Origin of the sequence: Tsukamurella tyrosinosolvens, assembly GCF_900104775.1 — a bacterium.
Lineage (GTDB): Bacteria > Actinomycetota > Actinomycetes > Mycobacteriales > Mycobacteriaceae > Tsukamurella > Tsukamurella tyrosinosolvens.
Genome location: NZ_FNSA01000003.1, coordinates 3,965,966 through 3,990,550, shown reverse-complemented (window position 1 = coordinate 3,990,550; position 24,585 = coordinate 3,965,966). Strand labels below are relative to the sequence as shown.

At 72.7% G+C, this 24,585-nt stretch carries 27 protein-coding genes; 20 read left to right on the top strand and 7 right to left on the bottom strand.

All coding sequences use genetic code 11. The features are described from left to right. The 3 genes from BLW32_RS21750 to BLW32_RS21740 are packed head-to-tail and all read left to right on the top strand — an operon-like array spanning position 1 to position 2,038. A complete protein-coding gene (locus tag BLW32_RS21750; protein ID WP_231857445.1) occupies positions 1 to 807 on the top strand; it encodes a biotin--[acetyl-CoA-carboxylase] ligase in 807 nt (268 codons plus the stop codon). Between the two features lie 2 nt (positions 808 to 809). After that, entirely contained in the window at positions 810 to 1,355 is a 546-nt protein-coding gene (locus tag BLW32_RS21745) for a PH domain-containing protein (protein WP_068522283.1), read from the top strand. Beyond that, entirely contained in the window at positions 1,352 to 2,038 is a 687-nt protein-coding gene (locus BLW32_RS21740) for a response regulator transcription factor (protein WP_068742963.1), read from the top strand. The genes BLW32_RS21745 and BLW32_RS21740 overlap by 4 nt, the downstream gene beginning before the upstream one ends. An 11-nt stretch (positions 2,039 to 2,049) precedes the next feature. Here the strand turns inward: BLW32_RS21740 and BLW32_RS21735 are convergent, their stop codons facing one another. Both BLW32_RS21735 and BLW32_RS21730 read right to left on the bottom strand, forming a co-directional pair. Then, a complete protein-coding gene (locus BLW32_RS21735) occupies positions 2,050 to 3,354 on the bottom strand; it encodes a sensor histidine kinase (protein WP_068742962.1) in 1,305 nt (434 codons plus the stop codon). A gap of 12 nt (positions 3,355 to 3,366) precedes the next feature. Further along, positions 3,367 to 3,909, bottom strand: a complete 543-nt coding sequence (locus BLW32_RS21730; RefSeq protein ID WP_068742991.1) for a GtrA family protein — start codon at positions 3,907 to 3,909, stop codon at positions 3,367 to 3,369. Between the two features lie 158 nt (positions 3,910 to 4,067). Between BLW32_RS21730 and BLW32_RS21725 the strand changes: the two genes are divergently transcribed. The 5 genes from BLW32_RS21725 to BLW32_RS27245 all read left to right on the top strand — a co-directional run bounded on the left by BLW32_RS21725 (position 4,068) and on the right by BLW32_RS27245 (position 8,628). Further along, positions 4,068 to 5,252 (top strand): 5-(carboxyamino)imidazole ribonucleotide synthase, encoded by a 1,185-nt coding sequence (locus BLW32_RS21725; RefSeq protein ID WP_231857448.1) that lies wholly within the window; start codon positions 4,068 to 4,070, stop codon positions 5,250 to 5,252. Continuing rightward, the gene (gene purE, locus BLW32_RS21720; RefSeq protein ID WP_074850763.1) at positions 5,245 to 5,751 is read left to right on the top strand and encodes a 5-(carboxyamino)imidazole ribonucleotide mutase; all 507 of its coding nucleotides are present in this window, start codon (positions 5,245 to 5,247) and stop codon (positions 5,749 to 5,751) included. The genes BLW32_RS21725 and purE overlap by 8 nt, the downstream gene beginning before the upstream one ends. A 229-nt stretch (positions 5,752 to 5,980) precedes the next feature. Beyond that, positions 5,981 to 6,637 (top strand): dihydrofolate reductase family protein, encoded by a 657-nt coding sequence (locus BLW32_RS21715; protein ID WP_068742959.1) that lies wholly within the window; start codon positions 5,981 to 5,983, stop codon positions 6,635 to 6,637. Positions 6,638 to 6,757: 120 nt separating this feature from the next. Beyond that, a complete protein-coding gene (locus tag BLW32_RS21710; protein ID WP_068522261.1) occupies positions 6,758 to 7,918 on the top strand; it encodes an acyl-CoA dehydrogenase in 1,161 nt (386 codons plus the stop codon). A gap of 98 nt (positions 7,919 to 8,016) precedes the next feature. Beyond that, positions 8,017 to 8,628 (top strand): AMIN-like domain-containing (lipo)protein, encoded by a 612-nt coding sequence (locus BLW32_RS27245; RefSeq protein ID WP_139286284.1) that lies wholly within the window; start codon positions 8,017 to 8,019, stop codon positions 8,626 to 8,628. A 6-nt stretch (positions 8,629 to 8,634) separates the two neighbouring features. Here BLW32_RS27245 and BLW32_RS21695 read toward each other — a convergent pair whose 3' ends face one another. Next, on the bottom strand, positions 8,635 to 9,336 hold the full coding sequence (locus tag BLW32_RS21695; RefSeq protein WP_082791554.1) for a TIGR03089 family protein: 702 nt from the start codon (positions 9,334 to 9,336) through the stop codon (positions 8,635 to 8,637). Beyond that, a complete protein-coding gene (locus BLW32_RS21690) occupies positions 9,324 to 11,072 on the bottom strand; it encodes an LCP family protein (RefSeq protein ID WP_074850761.1) in 1,749 nt (582 codons plus the stop codon). The genes BLW32_RS21695 and BLW32_RS21690 overlap by 13 nt, the downstream gene beginning before the upstream one ends. Positions 11,073 to 11,196: 124 nt before the next feature. Between BLW32_RS21690 and rfbD the strand changes: the two genes are divergently transcribed. The 7 genes from rfbD to BLW32_RS21655 are packed head-to-tail and all read left to right on the top strand — an operon-like array spanning position 11,197 to position 16,547. Beyond that, positions 11,197 to 12,105: a dTDP-4-dehydrorhamnose reductase gene (rfbD, locus tag BLW32_RS21685; protein WP_139286283.1), complete on the top strand. Its 909-nt coding sequence runs from the start codon at positions 11,197 to 11,199 to the stop codon at positions 12,103 to 12,105. Between the two features lie 9 nt (positions 12,106 to 12,114). Then, positions 12,115 to 13,008, top strand: coding sequence for a glycosyltransferase family 2 protein (locus BLW32_RS21680; RefSeq protein WP_082791553.1), 894 nt, complete (start codon positions 12,115 to 12,117; stop codon positions 13,006 to 13,008). Further along, a complete protein-coding gene (gene manB / locus BLW32_RS21675; RefSeq protein WP_068742957.1) occupies positions 13,008 to 14,111 on the top strand; it encodes a mannose-1-phosphate guanylyltransferase in 1,104 nt (367 codons plus the stop codon). Before BLW32_RS21680 ends, manB begins: the two co-directional genes overlap by 1 nt. Before the next feature lie 12 nt (positions 14,112 to 14,123). Further along, a complete protein-coding gene (locus tag BLW32_RS21670) occupies positions 14,124 to 14,930 on the top strand; it encodes an SGNH/GDSL hydrolase family protein (protein WP_068522248.1) in 807 nt (268 codons plus the stop codon). Between the two features lie 31 nt (positions 14,931 to 14,961). Then, complete coding sequence (locus BLW32_RS21665) at positions 14,962 to 15,168, top strand: hypothetical protein (RefSeq protein WP_068522246.1); 207 nt, start codon at positions 14,962 to 14,964, stop codon at positions 15,166 to 15,168. Continuing rightward, positions 15,169 to 15,588, top strand: a complete 420-nt coding sequence (locus BLW32_RS21660; protein ID WP_068742956.1) for a type II toxin-antitoxin system VapC family toxin — start codon at positions 15,169 to 15,171, stop codon at positions 15,586 to 15,588. Next, complete coding sequence (locus tag BLW32_RS21655; protein ID WP_414929967.1) at positions 15,585 to 16,547, top strand: aminoglycoside phosphotransferase family protein; 963 nt, start codon at positions 15,585 to 15,587, stop codon at positions 16,545 to 16,547. Before BLW32_RS21660 ends, BLW32_RS21655 begins: the two co-directional genes overlap by 4 nt. Before the next feature lie 4 nt (positions 16,548 to 16,551). Here BLW32_RS21655 and BLW32_RS21650 read toward each other — a convergent pair whose 3' ends face one another. Beyond that, positions 16,552 to 17,205 carry an O-methyltransferase gene (locus BLW32_RS21650; protein WP_068626415.1) on the bottom strand — a complete coding sequence of 218 codons (654 nt, stop codon included), beginning with the start codon at positions 17,203 to 17,205 and terminating at the stop codon, positions 16,552 to 16,554. A gap of 242 nt (positions 17,206 to 17,447) precedes the next feature. On the opposite strand from BLW32_RS21650, the gene sigE reads away from it, so the two are divergent. The 5 genes from sigE (at position 17,448) to BLW32_RS21625 (ending at position 21,831) form a co-directional block, all read left to right on the top strand. After that, a complete protein-coding gene (gene sigE, locus BLW32_RS21645; protein WP_068522235.1) occupies positions 17,448 to 18,101 on the top strand; it encodes an RNA polymerase sigma factor SigE in 654 nt (217 codons plus the stop codon). A gap of 120 nt (positions 18,102 to 18,221) precedes the next feature. Continuing rightward, the gene (locus BLW32_RS21640) at positions 18,222 to 18,602 is read left to right on the top strand and encodes a hypothetical protein (RefSeq protein ID WP_068522232.1); all 381 of its coding nucleotides are present in this window, start codon (positions 18,222 to 18,224) and stop codon (positions 18,600 to 18,602) included. A 73-nt stretch (positions 18,603 to 18,675) separates the two neighbouring features. Further along, the gene (locus tag BLW32_RS21635; RefSeq protein WP_068742955.1) at positions 18,676 to 20,085 is read left to right on the top strand and encodes a S1C family serine protease; all 1,410 of its coding nucleotides are present in this window, start codon (positions 18,676 to 18,678) and stop codon (positions 20,083 to 20,085) included. Between the two features lie 85 nt (positions 20,086 to 20,170). Then, entirely contained in the window at positions 20,171 to 20,671 is a 501-nt protein-coding gene (gene tatB / locus BLW32_RS21630) for a Sec-independent protein translocase protein TatB (RefSeq protein WP_068742954.1), read from the top strand. Between the two features lie 239 nt (positions 20,672 to 20,910). After that, entirely contained in the window at positions 20,911 to 21,831 is a 921-nt protein-coding gene (locus tag BLW32_RS21625; protein ID WP_074851054.1) for a type IV toxin-antitoxin system AbiEi family antitoxin domain-containing protein, read from the top strand. A 196-nt stretch (positions 21,832 to 22,027) separates the two neighbouring features. Here the strand turns inward: BLW32_RS21625 and BLW32_RS21620 are convergent, their stop codons facing one another. Beyond that, positions 22,028 to 23,164 (bottom strand): Mrp/NBP35 family ATP-binding protein, encoded by a 1,137-nt coding sequence (locus BLW32_RS21620; protein ID WP_068626410.1) that lies wholly within the window; start codon positions 23,162 to 23,164, stop codon positions 22,028 to 22,030. Between the two features lie 45 nt (positions 23,165 to 23,209). Continuing rightward, the gene (locus BLW32_RS27240; RefSeq protein ID WP_068742952.1) at positions 23,210 to 24,541 is read right to left on the bottom strand and encodes a lytic transglycosylase domain-containing protein; all 1,332 of its coding nucleotides are present in this window, start codon (positions 24,539 to 24,541) and stop codon (positions 23,210 to 23,212) included. Positions 24,542 to 24,585: the final 44 nt, after the last annotated feature.

Below are 24,585 nucleotides of genomic sequence, written 5' to 3'. Positions count from 1 at the left end.
GTGGTGCTCCCCGATCAGGCGGCGATCGCCGCAGCCGTGCGCGGCACGCGCTGGCACCAGGTGTTGGTGGTGCCCAGCACTGGCTCCACCAACGCCGACCTCGCCGACGGCGTCCGCGCGGGCGACGAGCCCGGCCGCGTTCTCATCGCCGACGTGCAGACGGCCGGCCGCGGCCGGCACCTGCGGCCGTGGTCGGCACCCGCCGGCACCCAGCTGTCCATCTCGGTGACGGTGGCCGTGCCCGCCGCCGCGGCTCCCCGCGCGGGCTGGCTCTCGCTGGTCACCGGCGTCGCCGCAGTCGCGGCCGTGCGTGAGGTGACGGGCCTGAGCGCGGGCCTCAAGTGGCCGAACGACGTGCTCCTGGACGCCGAGCCCGGCGGGCGCGGCGGCAAGACCGCCGGCATCCTCTCCGAGCTCGCCACCGCGCCCGGCGGGAACCTCGTCGCCGTCATCGGCACGGGCCTCAACACGACGTTGGCCGCGGCCGACGTGCCGGTCGAGACGGCCACCTCGCTCCAGCTGGCCGGCGCCGCGGACCCCGACCGGACCGCGTTGGCCATCGCGTACCTGCGGCACCTCGACGCCGGGCTGACCGCCTGGACCGACGACCCGGCCGCCGCCCGCGCCGAGTACCTGGCCGCGTGCGTCACCGTCGGGCAGGAAGTGACGGTCTCGCTCCCCGCCGACGAGGTGCTGCGCGGCACCGCCGTCGACGTGGACGCCGAGGGGCGCATCGTGGTGCAGGACGCGGCCGGGAAGCGCCACGTGCTCTCCGCGGGCGACGTCACCCACCTGCGACCGGCCTGAGAATGGGCTTCCCCGCGAAGGCGCTCGTCGACGACGAGCGGATCCTGCTGCACACCCGCCCGCACGCCACGCGGATGATCGTGCCGGTCCTCGTGCTGTTCGCCGCGTGCGCGGGCGCGGGCGTCGCGCTCGGCCTGCTCAGCCGCGCCAAGCTCGACGGCGCGCTGCCGGACTGGCTGCTGCTCGCGATCGTCGTGGTGTGGGTCCTGGTCGTCGGCTGGTGGACGGCGCGGCCGTGGGCGGTCTGGCGGGCGACCCACCTCGTGGTCACCGACCTGCGGATCATGTTCCGCTCCGGCATCGTGCGCCGCCGCGGCATCGACATCCCGCTGCGCCGCATCAACTCGGTGCAGTACCACCAGCGGCTCATCGACCGGGCCCTGCGCAGCGGCGTCCTCACCGTCGAGTCCGCGGGGGAGGATCCCCTCGACTTCCCCGACGTGCCGCGGATCGCCGCGACCCACGCGCTCCTCGTGGATGCGCTCGACGACGCGGACGACTACCGGGGCCGCGACGACGGCTCGGCGGAGTACTCTCGGCGGTCATGACGACGCGGGTGCTCCTGGCCGAGGACGACGAGGCGATCGCATCGCCGCTGGCCCGGGCGCTGTCGCGCGAGGGCTACGAGGTGGACGTCGCGGGCACGGGCACCGAGGCCCTGCGGAACGCCCTCGACGGCGAGTACGCGCTGCTCATCCTCGACCTCGGGCTGCCCGAGCTGGACGGGCTGGAGGTGTGCCGCGAGGTGCGCACCGCGCGCCCCGAGCTGGCCGTGCTCATGCTGACCGCCCGCACCGACGAGATGGACTTCGTCGTGGGCCTCGACGCCGGCGCCGACGACTACGTGGGCAAGCCCTTCCGCATGTTCGAGCTCATGGCCCGCACCCGGGCCCTGCTGCGGCGCAGCGCGCCCGTCCAGGACGCCCCCGAGGTCGTCGAGGCCGCCGGCATCCGGCTCGACGCCACCGCGCGGAGGGTCACCGTCGACGGTGCCGACGTGGCCCTGGCGAACAAGGAGTTCGAGCTGCTGCGCTTCCTCATGGAGCACGCCGGGCGCCTGCTCTCGCGCGAGGAGATCCTGGCGGACGTGTGGGGCGACTCCGACCTGCGCGGCTCGAAGACCCTCGACATGCACATCTCCTGGCTGCGCCGGAAGATCGGCGACGACACCGGCCCGCAGCGGCGCATCGTGACCGTCCGCGGCGTCGGCTTCCGGTTCGACGCGGAGTAGTCGGGAGCCGGTCAGCGGGGCTCGGGCTCGCGCTCGACGGCCGCCTCCGGGGCGGTGCCGGGCGCGGCCGCGGGCAGGAACATCGCGAACGTCGTCGGCTTGCGGCTCTGCAACTGGAGGCGGCCCCCGTCGCCCTCGACGAAGGCGCGGGCCAGCGCCAAGCCGACCCCGGTCCCGTCGCCCACCGAGTAGCCCCGCCGGAAGATGCGCTGGGCATCGCCGTCGGAGATCCCGGAGCCCTCGTCCGACACGGTCACCAGCACGGTGTGCGCCCCCACCGAGCCGAGCCGCACCGTCACCTCGCCGGTGCCGTGCATCAGCGCGTTGTCGACGAGCACCGTCGTCGCCTCCCGCACCCGCGTCGCGGTGGCCCGGGCGGGGAGCGGCGGACCGTCGGGCGGGAGCACCGTGAGCCGCCGTCCGGCCCGGTCGAACGACGGGGCGAGGTCGGCCAGCAGAGGGACGAGCTCGGCCCGCACGTCGACGGTGCCCTGCGGCGAGCGCTCGGACCGCGCCATCTGCACCATGTCGCCGACGGACGAGGTGAGCCGGTCGACCTGATCGAGGGCGGCCCGCGCCTCCGTGACCACCTCGGGGTCGGGGTGCAGGGTCAGCTCGTCGAGGCGGATGTGGATCGCGGTGAGGCGGCTCCGCAGCTGGTGCGACACCTCGCCCACGATCTGCCGCTCGCGCTGCAGCCGGTCGGCGATCTCCACCGTCGCGGTGTCGAGCACGTCCAGCACGCGGTCGAGCTCCTCGATGCCGTGCCGGTGCGGATCGGGCCGGAAGTCGCCGTTCGCGAGGCGCTGCGCGCGGCCCGCGACCTCCTGCACCGGGTCGGCGACGCGGCTCGCCGTGACCGCCGCGACCACGACGCCCGCGGTCAGCGACAGCACCATGACGATCAACTCGATGCTCAGGGCGCGGAACTGGTCGTCGCGGACGCCCGCGTAGTCCTGCTCGATCCGCAGCATCCCCGCGTCTCCCAGCGAGGTGCCCTCGACCATCGCGTGCTCGAGCGGACCGCGGCCGACGGCCAGCTCGCGCGAGGCGCCGGTGCGGTCGGTGTAGGTGAGGACCAGACGGCCGTCGGACGGGACCAGGAGGCGGAGCGCCTCGACCGGCGGCTCATCGGTGACGCCGGTGCGCTGCTCCTGCAGGAGGATCGCCGACGATGCCCGCTGCAGGCGGTGCTGGAGGTCGGTGCGGGCGGTGTCGTCGAGCCAGCGCCACGTGTAGAACATGAGCGGCAGGCCGAGGAACAGGCCCGTGACCGCGACGACCGCGATGGTCGAGCGGAGGATCCGGTGCCGCACGCCCGGGGGGGCTCAGCGCTCGGCGTTGGCGCGGGTCTCGTCGTCCGGGATGGACTCCTGATCCGGGGCGTCGCGCATGTCCTCGGGGAAGGCGTACCGGCGCAGCGCCCAGAAGCGGAAGGCCATCTGCAGCAGGTTGCCGACGATGTAATTGAGCACGAAGTCGACGATGATCAGCGTGGTCTTCGAGTCGACGTTGCGCAGGTCGAAGAAGTTGTTCGCGATGAAGATCGGCGCGGCCATGATGAGCACGCCGATGCCCGAGATCGCGAAGAAGAGCAGCGCCTCATGGTGCTTCTCACGGCCGCCGCGGTGCTTGAAGCTCCACTCGCTGTTGAGGATGTACGAGAGGATCACGGCGCAGACGCCGGAGAAGACCTTCGCGACGGTGGGCTTGTCGTCGAGGACGGTGAGCACCAGGCCGTAGAAGATGGCGAGGTCGAAGACCGCCGTCGTGCTGCCCACGATGGCGAACTTGATCAGCTCGTGGTGCTGCATGACCAGGCCGCGGAGCGGTGCCGGGGTGCGATCCAGAATCGCCTCGATGAAAGCCACGTGCGCCACTCTAACGGAACCGTGAATAGTACCGCGGAGAGTGTGACGCGGTCGGACCGGGGGCGTGGGGCCTCCCGGGCACCCCCGCGGCGGCGTGGACCTGCGATTATGGACCGGTGAGTGATGTTCAACCGCGCCGGTCGCGGCCCGTGGTGGCCATGGTCGGCGGAGGTCAGCTGGCCCGCATGACCCATCAGGCCGCCATCGCGCTGGGCCAGTCCCTGCGCGTCCTGGCCGCCGCGCCCGACGAGCCCGCGCCCCAGGTGTGCGCCGACGTCGTGCTCGGCGACCACGACCGCATCGAGGACCTGCGCCGCGTCGCGACCGGGGCGCACGCCCTGACCTTCGACCACGAGGGCGTGCCCACCGAGCACCTGCTGCAGCTGCAGTCCGAGGGCGTGACGGTCAACCCGCCGCCGCAGGCGCTGCTGTACGCGCAGGACAAGCTGGCGATGCGGCACCGTCTGGCCGAGCTCGGCGCGCCCGTGCCGGGCTTCGCCGAGATCACCGCCGTCGCCGACGTCGAGGCCTTCTGGGACCGGTTCGACGGTGCCGTCGTGCTCAAGGCCGTCCGGGGCGGCTACGACGGCCGCGGCGTGTGGCTGCCGGACACGCGGGCCGAGGCGCTGGAGGTCGCGGCGGAGCAGCTCGCCGCCGGCGTGCAGCTGCTCGCGGAACAGCGGGTCGAGCTGGCACGGGAGCTGTCGGCGATGGTCGCGCGCTCGCCCTTCGGGCAGGGTGCCACGTGGCCCGTGGTGGAGACGGTGCAGCGGAACGGGCAGTGCGCCGTGGTGCTCGCGCCCGCGCCGAACCTGTCCGACGAGGAAGCGTCGTTCGCCGAGTCGCTCGCGCTGCGGCTCGCGAACGAGCTGGGCGTCGTCGGCGTGATGGCGGTCGAGCTGTTCCAGACCCCGTCGGGCGAGATGCTGGTCAACGAGCTCGCGATGCGCCCCCACAACTCCGGTCACTGGTCGATGAACGGCTGCGTCACCAGCCAGTTCGAGCAGCACCTGCGGGCCGTGCTCGACTACCCGCTCGGGGACACCGCCGCGACCGCGCCGCTCACCGTCATGGCGAACGTGCTCGGCGCACCGTCGGAGCCCGAGATGGGCGTCGACGAGCGGCTGCACCACCTCATGGCCCGGATGCCCGAGGCGCACGTGCACATGTACGGCAAGGAGGGGCGGCCCGACCGCAAGGTGGGGCACGTGAACCTGGTCGGCGCCCTGAGCGGGGACCGGAACGACCCCGACTACGTGGCGGAGCTGCGGGAGCGGGCGGAACGCGCGGCGCACTGGATGGCGACCGCGGAATGGACCGATGGATGGAGCGAGCATGGCTGACGGACCCCGCGTCGGATTGATCATGGGCAGCGACTCGGACTGGCCGACGATGGAGGCCGCCGCCGAGGCGCTCGCCGAGTTCGGGATCCGGTTCGAGGTGGGCGTGGTCTCGGCGCACCGCACCCCGCAGCGGATGCTCGACTACGCCAAGGGCGCCGCCGACCGCGGCGTCGAGGTGATCATCGCCGGTGCCGGCGGCGCCGCGCACCTGCCGGGCATGGTCGCCTCCGCGACCCCGCTGCCGGTGATCGGCGTGCCCGTGCCGCTCAAGCACCTCGACGGCATGGACTCGCTGCTCTCGATCGTGCAGATGCCCGCCGGCATCCCCGTGGCGACGGTGTCCGTGGGCGGCGCCCGCAACGCCGGGCTGCTGGCCGTCCGCATCCTCGGCGCCGCCGACCCCGCGCTGCGCTCCCGCATGGCCGCCTTCCAGGCCGACCTGGAACAGATGGTGCTGCGTAAGGACGAGGCGCTGCGGCGCAAGCTCCTGGAGGGATAGACGAGCGGCTCTCGTCCGCGTCCGCGAGGACGGCGGTGGGTGCCTGCATTGCAGCGCGTCCATTCACATTCTGAATAACCGCAGGTGAGCGCGGTTCGGCGGCCGCTGACCAGGCGGTATTCACTTTCTGTATGGCCGATCGCGCGCGAGGTGCCCCACGACGCCCCGCTCCGGTCGCGCTCCCGCCGTTGCGGTCCGGCGGCCCGGGCACGTCACCTAGCCTGGACCCATGACGGGTCAGGTGCGCGTGCACAACTTCGCGATCTCGCTGGACGGTTTCGGCACCGGTGCCGAGCAGAGCGTCGACGCGCCCTTCGGGCATGCGGGCGGATCGCTCATGGAGTGGTTCTTCGGCACCCGACGGGGCGCCGCGATCCACGGGCTGACCAGCGCGGCGCGAGGCGTCGACGATGCCTTCGCGGAGGCCTGGGACGAGGGCATCGGCGTCGAGATCATGGGCCGCGGCAAGTTCGCGCCGACGCCCGAGGTGCTCGCCGACGAGTCCTGGCGCGGCTGGTGGGGCGAGCAGACGCCGTTCACCACGCCGATCATCGTGCTGACCCATCACCCCCGGCCGACGTTCACCACGGAGGACGGCGTGGAGTTCCGGTTCCTCGACGCATCGCCCGCCGAGGCCGTCGCCGCGGCACGGGAGGTCGCAGGGGATGCGGACATCCGCATCGGCGGGGGCGTGGCGACGGTGCGCGAGTTCCTCGCCGCCGACCTCGTCGATCACCTGCACCTCGTCGAGGTGCCGATCGTGCTCGGCCGCGGCGAGCGGCTGTGGGACGGGCTCGAGGGCGTGCAGGAGCGGTTCGCGATCGAATCCGTCGTGAGCCCCGGCGCCGGCGTCGTGCACCGCGTCTTCACCCGCCTGCCGCGGTAGCCCGGTTGTTCCCGGGAACAACAGAGGCGGCGAATGCTGGTTACGTGCGACTAACTGACCGCGGATGGGGCATGGATACAATCAGCGCGGACCAAACACGTAGACGCTGATGGAGGCCTCATGGCTGGCAACCCCGACTTCGACCTGTTCCAGCTCCCCGAGGAGCACGAGGAACTGCGCGCCGCCATCCGGGCGCTCGCCGAGCGCGACATCGCGCCGCACGCCAAGGACGTCGACGAGAAGGAGCGGTTCCCGCAGGAGGCGCTCGACGCGCTGGTCGCCAGCGGCTTCAACGCCATCCACGTCCCCGAGGAGTACGAGGGCCAGGGCGCCGACTCCGTCGCCACCTGCATCGTCATCGAGGAGGTGGCCCGCGTCTGCGGCAGCTCCTCGCTGATCCCCGCCGTGAACAAGCTCGGCACCATGGGCCTGATCCTCAACGGCTCCGAGGAGCTCAAGCAGCACGTGCTGCCGTCGCTCGCCAACGGCGAGGCCATGGCCTCCTACGCCCTCTCCGAGCGCGAGGCCGGCTCCGACGCCGCGTCGATGCGCACCCGCGCCCGCAAGGACGGCGACGACTGGGTCCTCAACGGCTCCAAGTGCTGGATCACCAACGGCGGCAAGTCCACCTGGTACACCGTCATGGCCGTCACCGACCCCGAGAAGGGCGCCAACGGGATCAGCTCCTTCATCGTGCACAAGGACGACCCGGGCTTCTCCGTCACCGGCTACGAGCACAAGCTGGGCATCAAGGGCAGCCCCACCGCCGAGTTGGCGTTCGAGGAGTGCCGCATCCCCGCCATGCGCATGATCGGCGACGAGGGAACCGGCTTCAAGACCGCGCTGCAGACCCTCGACCACACCCGCCCGACCATCGGCGCGCAGGCCGTCGGCATCGCGCAGGGCGCGCTCGACGTGGCGATCGAGTACATCAAGGACCGCAAGCAGTTCGGCAAGTCCATCTCCGAGTTCCAGGGCGTCCAGTTCATGGTCGCCGACATGGCGATGCGCCTCGAGGCCGCCCGCCTCATGGTCTACACCGCCGCCGCCCGCGCCGAGCGCGGCGAGAAGAACCTCGGCTTCATCAGCTCCGCGTCGAAGTGCTTCGCCTCCGACGTCGCGATGGACGTCACCACCGACGCCGTGCAGCTGCTCGGCGGCGCCGGCTACACCCGCGACTTCCCGGTCGAGCGGATGATGCGCGACGCCAAGATCACCCAGATCTACGAGGGCACCAACCAGGTGCAGCGCCTGGTCATGTCGCGGCAGCTGCTGCGCTGACCGTTCCGCGGGCCGGTACCGGCTCGCCCTCGGTTCGATAACGATCCGCCCCTCCCGACCGATCCACTCATAGCCTGGACCGGACGAGAGGGGCGGACGTGTATTCGACGACGATGCGTCGGGCACTGTCGGGGGCGGCGGTGCTCGTACTGGGGGCGGCGGTGACCGCGTGCGGCCAGACCGGGCCGGTGACGGCCCCGTCGGGCATCGCACGCCCGTCGTCGGCGACGACGGTGACGGGCACGGCACCGTCGAGGCCGGGGACGGCCACCAGCGCACCCCCGAGCGCGACGACCACGACGAGCGCCTCCGTCGCTCCGGGCTCGACGATGCTGAAGGACCTGCGGACCGGGGCGCGCGACGGCGCCGACCGGGTGGTGCTGGAGTTCACCGGGGCGACGCCGCCGTACCGGGTCACCCGCGAGGCGGGGCCGGTCGTCGACTGCGCGTCGGGCGCCGTGCTCGGCGGGCCGGGGGAGTACCTGGTGGTGCGCGCCGAGCCGGTGGGGATCTTCGACCACGACGGGGTCTCGCCGTACACGGGTGAGCGGACGGTCGCCGGACCCGGCAACGCCGTCTCGCGCGCGATCGTCACCTGCCACTTCGAGGGACAACTGCAGGTCGCGATCAAGCTCACCGGCAACGCGCAGCGCTACGCCGACTCCACCCTGACGGGGCCGGGACGCATCGTCGTCGACGTGCAGCAGTAGGGGCCGTCAGGCGACGCGGGCGGTGGCCTTCTCGGTGGCGAACTTGTCCGTCAGCTTCGCGGGGTCCGGGTGGGAGACGTGGATGACCGACGCGGGCGCGGCGAAGGGGGCGAGCAGGCCGTCGTACAGGTCGTCGACGGTGCGCCACTCCCGCGTGGAGAGCACCCGGTCGCCGGCGGCGTAGCCGGCGGACGCGGCCAGCGCCGTCGAGCGGGCCAGCACGATCTCGGCGTCGTCGCCCGCGAGGGTGGTGCCCGCCCCGCCCGGCGTGAAGGCGTCGGGGTGCACGCGCACCTCGGTGGTGTAGTCGTCGATGCCCGGCGGCAGGTCGGGCACGGCCAGGCCGAAGGCGTCGAGGCCGACGGCCAGGATCTCGTCGCCCTCCGCCTCGTCGAGGCGGTCGGGGGCGGCGAAGGTCACGTCGCCGGACTCGCCGAAGCGGACCTCGCAGCCGGCCCACCAGGCGCCGAACAGGATCCCCGCGGTCTGCCAGTGCGCCGGCAGCAGCACCCCGACGGGGTCGCCCGGGCCGAGGCCGTACTGGTCGCGGAGCAGGTTGCCGCACTTGGCGGCCCAATTGCCCAGCGTGATCGCCGACAGGCCCATCCGGGCGCCGGCGGCATCGTCGTACCAGGTGAACCGGGGTGCGGCACCGTCCGCCTGGACGATCGGCACGAGCAGCCGGTCGGTCACCGTCAGTCCACGCACGGCACGCCTCCGTCCTGCTGGGCGGTGAAGCCCGGGCGGTTGAGCAGCGAGCTGATGCGCGCCGCCTCGCTGGGATCGAGCGCCTCGGTCATGCCCGGCGGGATCGACGTGGTCGTCGCCGCGGAATCGGAGTCCGAGCCGGAGTCGCTGGACGAGCCGGGGCCGCTGTAGCCGTCCTGGATCAGGACCTTGACGTGCCCGGACTGCACGGCGCCGCTCGCCACCACGGGCAGCCCGCCGAGCAGCGCGGCCACGGCCTTCGCGCCCTGGTCGTTCGCCGAGCTCGCCAGGACCGCGCTCTTACCGCTGGACGACGACTCGGAGGACGAGGCGTTGCCCGTGGAGCCCTGCGCGAAGCCCTTGCCGCCGAGGAAGGTCGAGACGCTGCTCGCGAGGCCCGACGTGGTGCCCCCGTTCACGACGTCCACCGTGTACGAGGAGCGGTTCACCGACGGGACCGCCGGCGACGAGCTCGCCGAGGTGGCCTTCGGCTTCGTGGTGCCCGGCTTGTCGCCGAGCAGCCCCGCGACGTACGCCTGGACCTGCTTGGGATCGACGACCACGACAGACTGCTGGCCGTCGTCGCTCCAGCCGTCGTCGCGGACGACGGGCACCGTCGAGAACTGGACCTTCCCGGCCGAGAGGTTCGCCAGCTCCTTCGCGAAGCCCATCACGTCCCACTCCTGGTCGAGCGTGACGGACGTGGACAGCGCGTCCTGCAGTTGGCTGAGCTTGCTGGGGCTGGTCAGGGTGCCCGTGGAGAGGATCTTGCTGGCCAGCGAGGCCATGAACACCTGCTGGCGCGTGACGCGGTCGAGGTCGCCGCGGGGAAGGCCGTGGCGCTGCCGCACGAAGCTCAGCGCCTGCGGGCCCTTGAGCGTCTGCTTGCCGGCTTTGAACCGCGCGCCCGAGTAGGGGTCGTTGACGGGCTTCTTCAGGCACACGTCGACGCCGCCGACCGCGTTGGTCAGGCGGGAGAAGCCGACGAGGCCGATCTCCGCGTACCGGTCGACGGAGACGCCGGTGAGGTTCGCGACGGTCTCGATGAGCGCCTTGCGGCCGTCCTCGTTGCCCTTCTGCACGGCGGTCTTCTCGTCGTCGCCGTTCGCGATGGCCTTGTCACGGGTCACGTTCGCGGCGCCCGCGAAGGCGGAGTTGATCTTGCCCTTGCCCTGGTCCGGGATCGCCACGTAGGCGTCGCGGGGGATCGAGATCGCGGTGGCCGACTTCCCGTCGTTGGGGATGCGGATGAGGATGATGGTGTCGGTGTTCAGGGTGCCGTCGTCGACACCCGCGTTGAGTCGCGCCAGCTCCTGCTTGGTGAGCGGGTTGCCCTTGGCGTCGGTGCGCGAGTCCGTGCCCACCAGCAGGATGTCGGTCGCACCGTCGGGCTTGGCCGCGATGCTCGGGCCGCGCACGATGTCGCCGGCGAAGCGGGACCACCAGAACCAGGCCACGCCCGTCACCACGATCACGATGGCCGTGATCAGCGCGATGAGGACCTTGCCGCTGCGCTGCAGCCGCTCCCGGGTGTCGACGGAGAGGTCCCCGGCGCGGGGGACGGGCCGGGCCCGCAGGGACTGCGCACCGTCGCCCTCGTTCTCGGCGCGGACGCTCCGGCGCCGCGTCCCCGCGCGCTTGCCGTCGGGCTGCTCACCGGCGCGCTCTGCCGCTGCGCGCTTGGCGTCGGCGCTCCGGGAATGGCGTGCGCCGCGTCGGCTGGGGCTGTCGGACACCCACCACTCCTCAACGTCGGGAAAGCGGGCCGGCTGCTTCGGCCCGCATGATCACATCTCCATAACGGTACCGACTCGACATGTGAACACTCCGCAGACGCGGCCGTCACGTACCGTTCGCGGTGTGGAACTGGTGATCACCGGCGCGTCCGGACAACTGGGATCGGCGCTGGTCGCGGAGGCCGCCGGCCGCGGAATCGCGGCCCGCGCGCTGGGGCGCGCCCATCTCGATGTGACTTCGCCACAATCGGTCGCCGAGCTCGCGCTGGGCCCGTCGACGGTGCTGATCAACTGCGCGGCGCACACCGCCGTCGACGCGGCGGAGTCCGAGCCGGACGCCGCCGCGGCCCTCAACGCGGTCGCCCCCGGCCTGCTCGCCGCGCGGTGCGCCGCCACCGGCGCGCGGCTCGTGCACGTCTCGACCGACTACGTCTTCGGACCCGCACCGGTGCCCCCGCGGCCGTGGGAGCCGGGCGACCCGACGGGACCCGCGAGCGTCTACGGGCGCACCAAGCTCTCCGGAGAGGAGGCCGCCCGGGCCGCCGACCCGCGGACCGTCGTGGTGCGGACCGCCTGGGTGTACACGGGGCGCACGGCCGGCCCCGACGGCGGTACCGCCTGGGCGCCGGACTTCGTGGGGACGATGGGGCGGCTCGCCGACGGCGACGTCGACCCGAAGGTCGTCGACGACCAGACCGGCTCGCCCACCTACGCGCCCGACCTCGCCGCGGGGCTGCTCGACCTCGCCGTCCTCCTCGGCGCGGAGCCGGAGCGGCCCGGCGCGGTGCTGCACGCCGCCGGCGGCGGGGCCGCCACGTGGTTCGACGTGGCCCGCGGCGTCTTCGCCCGGGTGGGCGCGGACCCCGGGCGGGTCACGCCGTGCACGACCGCCGACTTCCCGCGGCCGGCGCCGCGCCCGGCGTACTCGGTGCTGTCGTCCGCCGCGTGGGCGGCGTGGGGGCTGGCGCCGCTGCCGGACTGGCGCGACGCACTGGACCGGGCGCTGGCCGCACCCGCACAGCCCGCCCGGTAACCTGGCCGCGTGCCCGGAACCGACAAAGCGCTGCCCACGCTCGCCGTGGTCACCGTCACCTATTCGCCGGGTGAACACCTCGAGAACTTCCTGACCAGCATCGACGGTGCCTTCTCCGGCGCCGCGCCGCGCGTCCTCATGGCCGACAACGGCTCCGTCGACGGGTCCCCCGAGGCGGCCGAGGCCGCCCACCCGGAGGCCGAGCTGCTCCGCACCGGAGCGAACCTCGGCTACGGCGGCGCGATCAACTACGCCGTCGCGCGCCTGGACCTCGGCGCGCTCGACTGGTTGCTCATCAGCAACCCGGACGTCGTCTTCGGCCCGGGATCGATCGACGCCCTCATCGAGGCGGCCGCGCGGCACCCCCGCGCCGGATCGCTGGGCCCGCTGATCCGCGACCCCGACGGCACCGTCTACCCGTCGGCCCGGAACGTGCCCAGCATGCGGTTCGGGATCGGGCACGCGCTGCTCGGCACCGTCTGGAAGTCGAACCCGTGGACCCGGGCCTACCAGCAGTCGCAGGCCGAGGTGGCCGAGCGCGAGGCCGGCTGGCTCTCGGGCTCCTGCCTGCTGGTGCGGCCGGAGGCCTTCGCGGAGATCGGCGGCTTCGACGACCGCTACTTCATGTACATGGAGGACGTCGACTTCGGCGACCGGCTCGCCCGCGCCGGCTGGAGCAACGTCTACGTCCCGACGGCGGAGATCGTGCACGCCAAGGGCCACGCGGCGGGAAAGGTGCCGGAGCTCATGCTCCCCGCGCACCACGCCTCCGCGTACCGGTTCTTCGCCGACCGGCACCCCGGTCCGGCGGCCGCGCCCTTGCGCGCGGCGATGAAGGTGGGGCTGGCCGCGCGCTCGCGGATCAGTGTTCTCGCGGCGACGCGGAGACGAAAAGGGGAATGATGACCTCGGTGGATCAGGACGCCGGTGTGGACCTCAGTGACGTGGAGGCCGTGATCCTGGTGGGCGGCAAGGGCACACGCCTGCGCCCGCTCACCCTGTCGGCGCCCAAGCCGATGCTGCCCACGGCGGGCAAGCCCTTCCTCACCCACCTGCTCTCGCGGATCCGCGACGCCGGGATCCGCCGCGTGGTCCTGGGCACCTCCTTCAAGGCGGAGGTCTTCGAGGAGTACTTCGGCGACGGCTCCGAGTTGGGGCTCGAGCTCTCGTACGTCGTCGAGACCGAGCCGCTCGGCACCGGCGGCGGCATCCGCAACGTGCTGTCCGCGGTCAAGGCCGACACCGTGCTGGTCTTCAACGGCGACGTGCTCGGCGGCTCCGACATCCGCGCCGTCGTGAACACGCACCGCGAGAAGGACGCCGACGTCACGATGCACCTCGTGCGCGTGCCCGACCCCCGCGCCTTCGGCTGCGTGCCGACCGACGCCACCGGCCGGGTCACCGCCTTCCTCGAGAAGACCCAGGATCCGCCGACCGACCAGATCAACGCCGGCTGCTACGTCTTCAAGCGCTCGGTGATCGAGGAGATCCCCGCGGGCCGGCCGGTCTCGGTCGAGCGCGAGGTCTTCCCGGCCCTGCTCAACGGTGGCAGCCGCCTCTACGGCCACGTCGACTACGGCTACTGGCGCGACATGGGTACGCCCGAGGACTTCGTCGCCGGCAGCTCCGACCTGGTGCGCGGCATCGCCCCGTCGGCCGCCCTCGACGGTGGGCGCGGCGAGTGCCTCATCCACCCCGGCGCCTCCGTGGCGCCGGGCGCGCTGGTGATCGGCGGCTCCGTCGTCGGGCGCGGCGCGGAGATCGGCGCCGGCGCCCGGCTCGACGGCGCCGTCGTCTTCGACGGGGTGCGGATCGAGGCCGGCGCGATCGTCGAGCGGTCGATCATCGGCTTCGGCGCGCACATCGGGCCGCGGGCCCGCATCCGCGAGGCCGTCATCGGCGACGGTGCCTCCGTCGGCGCCCGGTGCGAACTGCTGCACGGAGCGCGCGTGTGGCCGGGCGTCGAGCTGCCCGACGGCGGCGTGCGGTTCTCGACGGACGTATAGAGGGGCATCGCGGTGGCTGACTTCCTGCGGTACGTGGCGATCGGGGACTCGTTCACCGAGGGCGTCGGCGATCCCGATCCGACGGGGACGCACGAGTACCGGGGCTGGTCCGACCGGGTCGCCGAGGTGCTGGCCTCGCGCTCCGCGGACTTCGGGTACGCGAACCTGGCGATCCGCGGCAAGAAGATGGACCAGATCGTCGCCGAGCAACTGGATCCCTGCCTGGAGCTGGCCCCGGATCTCGTGACCGTATACGCCGGGGCGAACGACCTGATCCGGCCGTCGGTGGACGTCGACGCGGTGGTCGCGGCCTACGACGCGTTGCTGTCGCGGCTCGCGGACTCCGGCGCGACGGTGGTGGTGTGGACCGCCGCCGACACCCACGGCAGCGGGATCTTCGGCGCGCTCCGAGGCCGCTTCGCCATCTACAACGAGCTGGTCCGCGAGATCGCCGCCGAGCGGGGGCTGCTGCTGCTCGACTACTGGCGGATGAAGGAGTACCGAGACCTGCGGATGTGGGAGTTCGACCGGATCCACATGTCGCAGCCCGGGCATCTGCGGATGGCGATCGAGGTGCTCGACGTGCTGGGCGTGCCACACGCGCTCGAGGTCCCGGACCTGGGACCGGAGCCCGTGATCACCCCGGCCGAGGACCGCGCGATCAAGAAGCGCTGGCGTCGCGAGTTCGCCTACCCGTGGATCTCCCGCCGCGTGCGCGGCATCTCCACCGGCGACGGCCTGCCGCCGAAGTACCCCACGCTGCTGCGGCCCGTCGGGGTGGACGCCGGCGAGCCGGAACCAGCAGGCGAGCAGTCCTGATCCGCGCGGCCGTCGAGCTACCATCGGAAGTATGAGCGCGGATCGGGACGAGTTGAGGCGCCTGGTGGACGAGATGCCGGACGCCGACGTCGCGCACGTGCTGACCGAGGTGAAGCGCCACCTCGCGCCTGTGCCCCGCGGGACGTGGCCGCCTGCGTGGTTCGGGTCCATCGAGGGCGACGGGACCGCCGTCGGGGCGCGCGCCGACGAGTTTCTGGCCGAGGGCTTCGGACGGTAGATGGTCATATGCGATACGGGCCCGTTGGTCGCGGCCGCGATCGTCAGTGACCCCGACTACCGACCGTGCGTCGACATGTTCGCTGGGATGCATATGGCCCGGCGGCCGATCGTCATCCCCGCACCGGTGGTCGCGGAAGTCGGATACCTGCTGGGCACGCGGGGAAATCCCAGGATCGAGGCATCGTTCCTGACATCATTGGCCGACGGGACCTTTCGCGTCGAGAGCCTCACTGACCAGGACTATCGTCGGGCCGCCGAGCTGGTCGAGCAGTACGGTGACTTGCCTCTCGGCACGACCGACGCGGCGGTCGTCGCCGTGGCCGAGCGTCTGAACGTGGTCGAGGTTGCGACCCTTGATCACCGTCACTTCACGGTGGTACGCCCGAACCACGTGGCAGCGCTGACCCTTCTGCCGTGAGACCCGAGCACGAGCGGTCCCGCGGCGGCGCGCACCGACCGGGCGGCGTGGACATCCCGGCCGAGCTCGACGCGCGGCGCCGGCTCGGGCCGGACTGGGAGGGGTGGCTCGACCGGTTGCCGCGTCTCGCCGACGATGTGCTCGCCGAATGGCGGCTGGCACCGTCGGGGGAAGTGCGGGCCGGGCGCGCTTCGCTGGTCGTCCCGGTCCGCGGGCCGGACGGCGAGGCCGTCCTCAAGCTCGCCTTCGACGGTGCGGAGGAGACCGCACAGGAGCACCTGGCCCTGCAGCACTGGGGCGGCGACGGTGCCGTGCGCCTGATGCGCGCCGACCCCGCGCGGCGCGCGCTGCTGCTCGAGAAGCTCGGCAAGCGGGACCTGACGCAGGAGTGGGACCTGGAGGCGTGCGAGATCGTCGCGGGCCTGTACGGGCGGCTGCACCGGCTGGCTCCGGGGCGGCTGCGCCCGCTCACCGGAGTCCTGCGCGCGGGGCTCGACGCGCTCGAGGCGGACCGTCGGCACGTGCCGGTCCCGCCGCGGCTCGTCGACCTGGCGCTGGCCCGCGGCCGGGCGTTCGTCGACGACCCGGAATCGGTCGGGCGGATCGTCCACGGCGATCTGCACTTCGCGAACGTCCTCGCGGCGGACCGGGCTCCCTGGCTGGCGATCGCCCCGCGCCCGACGTCGGGCGATCCGCACTACGAGGTCGCGCCGCTGCTGTGGCACCGCTGGGAGGAGATGTCGGGCTACGTGCGCGAGTCCATCCAGCGCCGGTTCTACACCGTGGTCGAGGCGGCGGGATTCGACGAGGACCGCGCCCGGGACTGGGTGATCGTCCGGATGATCCTGGGTGCGCACCGGGCGGTGGAGGGCGCGCGCCGCAGGGACCGAGCGCTCGACGCGGACGAACGGGACCGGATCACGCGGTGCGTCACCGTCGCCAAGGCGGTGCAGCGGTAGCGGCCTACTGCTCCGGGGGGACGAAGGCCTTCGCGGCGGCGACGAGTCCGCCGCCCAGGGGGAGGATGACGGGGAGCAGGTTCTCGTCGGCGGCGATGATGCGGGTGGCCTCGCGGGCGGCGAAGGCCTCGTCGTCGTAGGCCTCCGGATCGGGGATGCGGTAGCCCGCGTCGCCGAGGTTCACCACGACGACGCCGCCGGGGCGGAGCAGGCGCACCGCGTCGATCACGTAGCGCGGGTGATCGACGGGCTCGCCGTCGAGGAAGATGAGATCGTAGGCGGCGTCGGCGAGGCGGGGCAGCACGTCGAGGGCGTGGCCGTTGATGAGACGCGTGCGGTTCGCGGCGACGCCCGCCTGCTGGAAGCCGATCTTCGCGGCGGCCTGGAACTCCTGCTCCGAGTCGATCGTCGTGAGCACCGAATCGGGGCGCATGCCCGAGAGCAGCCACAGGCCGCTGATCCCGGCTCCCGTCCCGACCTCGACCACGGACTTCGCGCCGCCCGCCGCGGCGAACACCGACAGCAGGGCACCCACCGACGGGGAGACGGCGTCGACGCCCAGGTCGGCGGCGCGCTCGCGGGCGGAGGACATCGCCTCGTCCTCGACGATGGCGTTCTCGGCGTACGTGACGAGGGCGGATGCGGCGGAGTCAGACACGCCGCAATGGTAGCCCGTCGCCCACCGGTCACCCTCTCGTGACGCGATCGTTAGCAATCGCGATGCATGCACAGGCAACACTCAGGGAGGAATCAGCGCTCCCACACCGCGGCAGGGAAAGGTATCGGACAGTGAAGAACGCCCGACGTGGAATTGCCGATCGTGGGAACAAAACGGTCGCCCCGGGAGTTCTGCAGTAGTAAGAGCGCCCCGCCGAGCGGCGGTGGCACGAGGAGGAGCGCATGGCCCTGGCCCGCAAGGCCGGACCCCGGCAGGAGCCGCAGCCCCAGGCTGCGTACGCGACGTTCGACGACGAGCGCGCTGCCGAACCCGCGGGTACCGCCGCATTCGATGCGTCGGGCGACCGTGCTGACATGCCCACCTGGGACGAACTCGTCCGCGAGCACGCCGACCGCGTGTACCGCCTCGCCTACCGCCTCTCCGGCAACGCGCAGGACGCCGAGGACCTCACCCAGGAGACCTTCATCCGCGTCTTCCGCAGCCTCCAGAGCTACGAGCCCGGCACCTTCGAGGGCTGGCTGCACCGCATCACCACGAACCTGTTCCTCGACATGGTCCGCCGCCGCAACCGCATCCGCATGGAGGCGCTGCCGGAGGACTACGAACGCGTACCGTCGAGCGACCCGGACCCCGGCCAGATCTACGCGGACGCCAACCTCGGCCCGCAGCTGCAGAACGCGCTCGACGCGCTGGCGCCGGAGTTCCGCGCCGCCGTCGTCCTCGCCGACATCGAGGGCCTCTCCTACGAGGAGGTCGCGGCCACCCTGGGTGTGAAGCTCGGCACGGTACGCTCGCGCATCCATCGCGGTCGCAAGTCCATCCGCGAGGCACTGGCGAATCAGGGGCTGACCAGCAGCGCCGCGCTCGCCTACTGAGCGCGCCCCCGGCACCGTCGGGAACTCCCGAGCGACTCCGGTCGTTGAACCCAGGAGTGCAGGTACTGTGGCGGTAGAACCGCGGTACGCCCATCGGACCGAGCAGAGGAGGGGAGCGGCGTGGAGCACCTCAGTGGCAGTTTCAAGCGCGCCTTCTCGCGCCGCCCGGGCGAGTTCTCGTCCACCGAGCACCTCGCGTACGAGGCGGTCGTCGCGTTCGTCGACGGCGAGCTGCGGATGAACGCGCACCTGCGCGCCGGCACCCACATCGCCGAGTGCGCCGTCTGCGCGGCCGAGGTCGACGCGCAGCGCCAGGTGCGCACCGCGCTCCGCGAATCCGGCGAGATCACCGTGCCGCACCACCTGCTGGGCCAGCTCGCGCAGATCCCCACGGACTGCCACGGCGGCCGGCCGCCGTTCGACGGCTTCCCGACCTTCACGCCCGAGTCCTCGCGACGCAACGAGCGCGACAAGCGCGGCCGGCGGCGGAACGCTCGGTAGATTCGACTCCGTGACCTCCGAACCCGACACTCGGCGTCCGCGCCTGGAGCCGCGCCCCACATACCGTCCCTCGGTGTCCGAGGGCGAGCAGGTCGTCTTCGGCAGGCCGGAGGGGGTCGACGGTGCCTTCGCGCCCGAGTCCGTCCGCAGCGCCACTGGACGCGGGCCGCAGCCGCAGGCCGCCGCGCCCGATCCCGTCCTCACCGAGGCCTTCTCGCGCCCGCCGGGTGCGACCGACGCGCTGCAGCGCGATCCGTACGCCGGGCCGCTCGTCCCGGAGCCGGAACCCGAGCCCGAGGACCCGTGGCGCGACACCGAGTCGCTCGCCGGGATCGGTGAGCCCGGCCTGAAGGCGCCCCCGCGGGCCGTGCCGCAGCCCGATCCCGAGCAGCTCGGCGTCCGCGACGTCCTGTTCGGCCGCCGCGTCTCCGTCCGCGCCCTGGCCGTCCTCGGTGTGCTGGCACTGGTCATCGGCCTGCTCGGCGGCGCCATCGGCCGGATCACCGGCACCACGATCGAGAAGCTCACCGACTCGCGGGTCTCGCTGCCGGCGGCCGAGGGCAAGCCCGCCGAGGCCGGCGCCGTCGCCTCCATGGTCGGGAAGGTCGGGGCGAGCGTCGTCACCATCGAGGTGCGCACCAAGACCTCCGGCGAGACCGGGTCCGGCTCTGTCATCGACGCCGAGCGCGGCTACATCATGACGAACAACCACGTCGTCGAGACCGCGTCCACCAACAAGGACGCCAAGATCGAGGTCGTCTTCTTCAACGGCACCCGGACCCCGGCGCAGCTCGTCGGGACGGATCCGTACACCGACGTGGCCGTCGTCAAGGTCTCCGTCGACGGGCTGCAGCAGATCGCCCGCGGCGACTCCGGCGAGCTCGTCGCCGGGCAGCAGGTCGTGGCCATCGGCTCCCCGTTGGGCCTGCGCCGCACCGTCACCTCCGGCGTGGTGTCCGCGACGCACCGTCCCGTCCAGGGGCCCGCGAGCGGTCCGAACCCGCCCGCGACCTTCGACTCGGTGCAGACCGACGCCGCGATCAACCCCGGCAACTCCGGCGGCCCCCTGCTGGATCTGCAGGGCCGGCAGATCGGGATCAACACCCTCGGGCTCTCGCCCGGAGGCGGCGGCTCGATCGGCCTGAACTTCGCCATCGCCTCCAACGTCGCCTGGCCGATCGCCGAGTCGATCATCCGCGGCCAGAAGGTGGTCCACGCCGACCTCGGCATCAACGGTCGCGAGGTCAGCAACGAGGCCGCGTCCGGCGTGCGCGTGGAGAACGTGAAGAAGGGCGGCGCCGCCGAGAAGGCGGGCATCCGCGAGGGCGACGTCATCACCAAGGTCGGCGACACCGAGGTGGCGGAGGCCGCCGACGTCATCGTCGCCATCCGCGCCGCCGGTGTGGGCAAGGAGACGACGGTGACCGTCGCCCGCGACGGGCGGCAGGTCCCCATCAAGGTCACGCCCGAACCGCTGAGCTGAGCCGCTGAGCCGGGCCGCCGCGCCGAGGCGCCGGGTGCGCCGCCGCGGGGTGCGGTCGGTGCTGAGCTTCCCGTAGCATGGCGGGGTGTTCTCGAATCTCGGCATGGGGGAGATCCTCATGCTGGTCGTCGTGGGTCTGGTGATCCTGGGGCCGGAGCGACTCCCGGGCGCGGTCAACTGGTTCTTCACGTCGCTGCGGCAGGTGCGCGACTACGCCACCGGCGCGACCCAGCAGCTCAAGGACGACATGGGCGGCGACTTCGACGCGATCCGCGAGCCCCTGCAGCAGATCCAGAACCTGCGCGGCATGACACCCACCGCCATCGTCACCAAGCACCTGCTGAGCGGCGACGACACCGTGATCCGCGAGATGAGCGAGCAGGTGCGCTCCACCGCCGACGCGCTGAACCTGCGCAAGGCGGTCGACGCGGCCGCGCCCGTCGCACCCGTCGCCTCGCTGGAGAAGGGCACGTCGCTGGAGAAGACGCAGCCCGAGGTCCCGGCCGGGCCGATGCCGACGATGCCGCGGATGCACAAGCCGCTCGCTCCCGAGGAGCGCCCACCCTTCGACGTCGACGCGACGTAGCCCGCCGCCCCTCAGCTGATCCTCGAGACTGCCGGCAGTCGCGCTCGCGCTGCCGATATCTCCGAACGCTGCCGAGTACTGGCAGCGCCCACGGCTTTCGGCATCGTTCCGCATCGCGAGCGTGGTAGCGAGACGGCGGAGACCCCGGGTGATGTGGGCCGGCTGTGGATAACGCCGAACCTGTGGATGAACGCCCGCGGATCGGTCGGCGCGGGGGCGTGGCGGTGTTCACTTGCCTCATGGGGGAGATCTGGACACGACAGCAGCTCGCGGCCATGGGATGGAGCGATGCGCGGATCGTGCGGGCCACCGAGGAGAAGATCCAGCGCCTCGCGCACGGCGTCTACGGTGAGCGCAACGACGACGCTCCGCCGTGGGTGACAGACCGCGACCGGGTGCGCGCGACGGCGCTGACCTGCGACGGTGTCGTCAGTCACGAAAGTGCTGCGGCCCTCCACGGAATCCCCTTCCTGCGGCCCGAACGGAAGTACGTCCATTTCACGATCGATCGCACGAGCGGTGGGTACCGACGACGCACGCTTCACGTGCACGCGCGGCCGCTGCCCGCGCAACACGTGATGGTCCTCGACGGCGTGTTCGTGACCTCACGGTGTCGCACCGCGGTGGATGCCGCCATGACCGGCGGGCTCGAACGCGCGGTGGTCGCCTTCGACGCCGTCCGGCTGGTACCGCGGTTCGCGCAGCCGGACGAACCGGCCCCGGTGCCGTTGGCGGAGTTGGAGGACTGCATCTCGGTGCTGGGCCGCTGCCGGGGTGCCGCGCTCGCACGTCGGGCGCTGGCGTTGTCCGTGGAGTGCAGCGAGTCGGCGGGCGAGTCGTTGTCGCGCATGCAGATGCTCTCGGCCGGCCTTCCGGCGCCGCGCCTGCAGGTACCGCGGGTCCTCGGCGACGAGCTCTTCTACGCCGATTTCGATTGGGGCACGATGACCGGCGAGTTCGACGGCCGGGGCAAGTACGGCGACGAGCCCGCGGACGTCGATGCGGCGATGGCCGAGGAGAAGCGACGTCACGAGTTGTTCGCGGACGCGGGGATCGAGGTCGTCCGCTGGCGCTGGCGCGTGCTCAACGCGAACGACGGTCTGCGACGGTTGCTCCTCCCCGCGATGGCGCGCAATGGCATCGTCCAGTCGGTCGCGTGATCGTGCGCGGCCTGAACTCCATCCGCTGCCGGTGTTCGCTATCGCGCTGCCGGTAACTCCGAACGCTGCCGAGTACTGGCAGCGCCCACGACTTTCGGCAGCGGACGTTCGGATCGTCACCCGCCGCATCGTCACCCGCCGCATCGTTACCCGCCCCATCGCTACCCGCGGCGCGGGCGGGCGGCGGACCGTCGGGCTACAGGTGGCGGGTGGTGTCGATGCCCAGCGACATGCCGGCCAGGCCGCGCTTGCGGACGGCGAGCTTGTCGGCGATGGCGCGGAGGGCGGCGCCGGTGGGGGAATCCGGCGCGGAGAGCACCACCGGGGTCCCGGAGTCGCCGGCTTCGCGGAGCTGCGGGTCCAGCGGGATCTGGCCGAGGAGGGGCACGTCGGCGCCCACGGCGCGGGTGAGGCGCGCCGCGACCTGCTCGCCGCCGCCGGAGCCGAAGACGTCCATCACGGTCCCGTCGGGCAGCGTGAGCCCCGACATGTTCTCGATGACGCCGGCCACGCGCTGGCGGGTCTGCAGCGCGATGGCGCCGGCCCGCTCGGCGACCTCGGCGGCCGCGGTCTGCGGGGTCGTGACCACGAGGATCTCGGCGCCGGGGATGAGCTGGGCGATGGAGATCGCGACGTCACCGGTGCCGGGCGGAAGGTCGAGGAGCAGCACGTCGAGGTCGCCCCAGAAGACGTCGGCGAGGAACTGCTGCAGCGCGCGGTGCAGCATCGGGCCGCGCCACACGACGGGGGTGTTGCCGGTGGTGAACATGGCCACCGAGATGACCTTCACGCCGTGCGCCTGCGGCGGCATGATCATCGAGTCGACCTGCGTGGGCCGCGCGTCGGTACCCATCATGCGGGGCACGGAGTGCCCGTAGATGTCGGCGTCGAGCACGCCCACGGACAGCCCGCGCGCGGCCAGCGACGCCGCGAGGTTCACGGTGACGGAGCTCTTGCCCACGCCGCCCTTGCCCGACGCGACGGCGTACACGCGGGTCAGCGAGCCGGGCTGGGCGAACGGGATCACGGGCTCGGCCTTGTCACCGCGCACGGTCTTGCGCAGCTCGGCGCGCTGCTCGTCGTTCATCACGTCCAGCTCGACGCGCACCTCACCGGTGCCGGGCACGTCGGCGACGGCCGTCTGCACGCGGTCCACGATCTGGGTGCGCATGGGGCACGCGGACGTGGTCAGGTACACCTCGACGTCGACCGACGAATCGGCCTGCACCGCGACCGACTTCACCATCCCCAGATCGGTGATCGGCTTGCCGATCTCGGGGTCGTTCACGGTGGCCAGGGCCGACCGGATCGCGTCTTCCGTAACCGCACTCATAACGCCCACCATCGTATCCGCAGGCCCGGGCGCGGGAAATCCGCCTTACCGCGGGGGACGGGGCACCGTCGGCGAGGAGGACGGAACGGGCCTGCTCGACGGTGCCGGGCGCACCGAGGGCGCCGCGGGACGGACGGCGGCCGGGGGAACGGGACGGGTGGTCGACGGTCCGCCCGAGGGGATCGCGAGCGCGCCGCCGGGGCCGGGTTCGCCCGCAGGCGCGGGGCCGGGCGGAAGCGGGCGTGACGGGCCCGACGGAGCGGCGGGCGTGCTCGGCCCGCTCGGCGGCGGCGTCGCGCAGTCGGTCATGGTGGTGGGCAGCGGCTTGCCGTCGGGACCACGCGCCGCGCTCGACGGCGCGGCCGGACCCGACAGCTTTCCGGACGGCTTCGCCGAGGTCGTCGCGACGCCCGGCTTCGCCGACGGCCCGGCCGGGGAGGAGACGGCCGCCGACGGGACGGCCGAGGGCCTCCCGGGGCCGGACGGTGCCGCCGGGCCCGAGGCCGCGGCCGGGCGGGACGGCGCACCGTCGGGCATCCCGCACCCGACGACGACCACCTGCCCGGGCGGCAGCGGCTTGGGCAGCTGCGTGGGCGGCGCGATGGGCGCGGTCATGTCGGGGATGCCGCCGACGGGGATGGCCCGGTCGCGGTAGGCCTTCGACCAGGCCACGACGTTGTCGACGTAGGAGTTCGACTGGTTGTAGGCGAACACCGCGACGCGCTGCGCGGGCTCGGCCTGCAGCCCCGTCGCGCTGGAGCAGAGGTAGCGGGCGGCGCCGTACGCGGCGTCGCGGACGTTGTCGACGTCGGCCTTCCCGTCGCCGGAGTTGTCGCCGCCGAACAGCGACCAGGTGGTGGTGAGGAACTGCATGGGGCCGAGCGCGCGGGCGAAGCCCTCGCCGTCGCGGATCACGGCGTTCCCCGCGAGCGAGCCGTCGAGGACGGGGCCCTGGATCGGGGTGAGCGTGTTGCCCGCGGCGTCGACGTTGCCGCCGTCGGCGTGCCCCGACTCGATCCGGCCGATCGCCGCAACGAGGTTCCACTCGATGCCGCAGGCCGGCGCCTCCAGGGCCATCCGGTCGGCGGCGCCGCGGTACGCGGCGTACGCGGCGCCGGGGATGCCCAGTGGGCCGGGCGCGACCTTCACGGCCTCGGGGCGCGGCGGGATCGGTACGTGCCGCGGCGCGGGCGCGGCCGGGGCGTCCGACGGTGCCGGCGGCCGCAGATCCGCCAGGCCGATCGCGGCCTGGGCGACCAGCTCGGGGCCGGGGGAGCGGTGCTGGTCGGGGACTCCGGGCACGGCGGTGTCGGCGCCCGCGACGCCGAGCAGCAGCGCTGCGGCGCCGGCCGCGGCGGTGGCCCCGAGGATCCGCACGATCGTCCCTCCCGGTTACTGACGAGTCAGTTTCGTGGCGCACG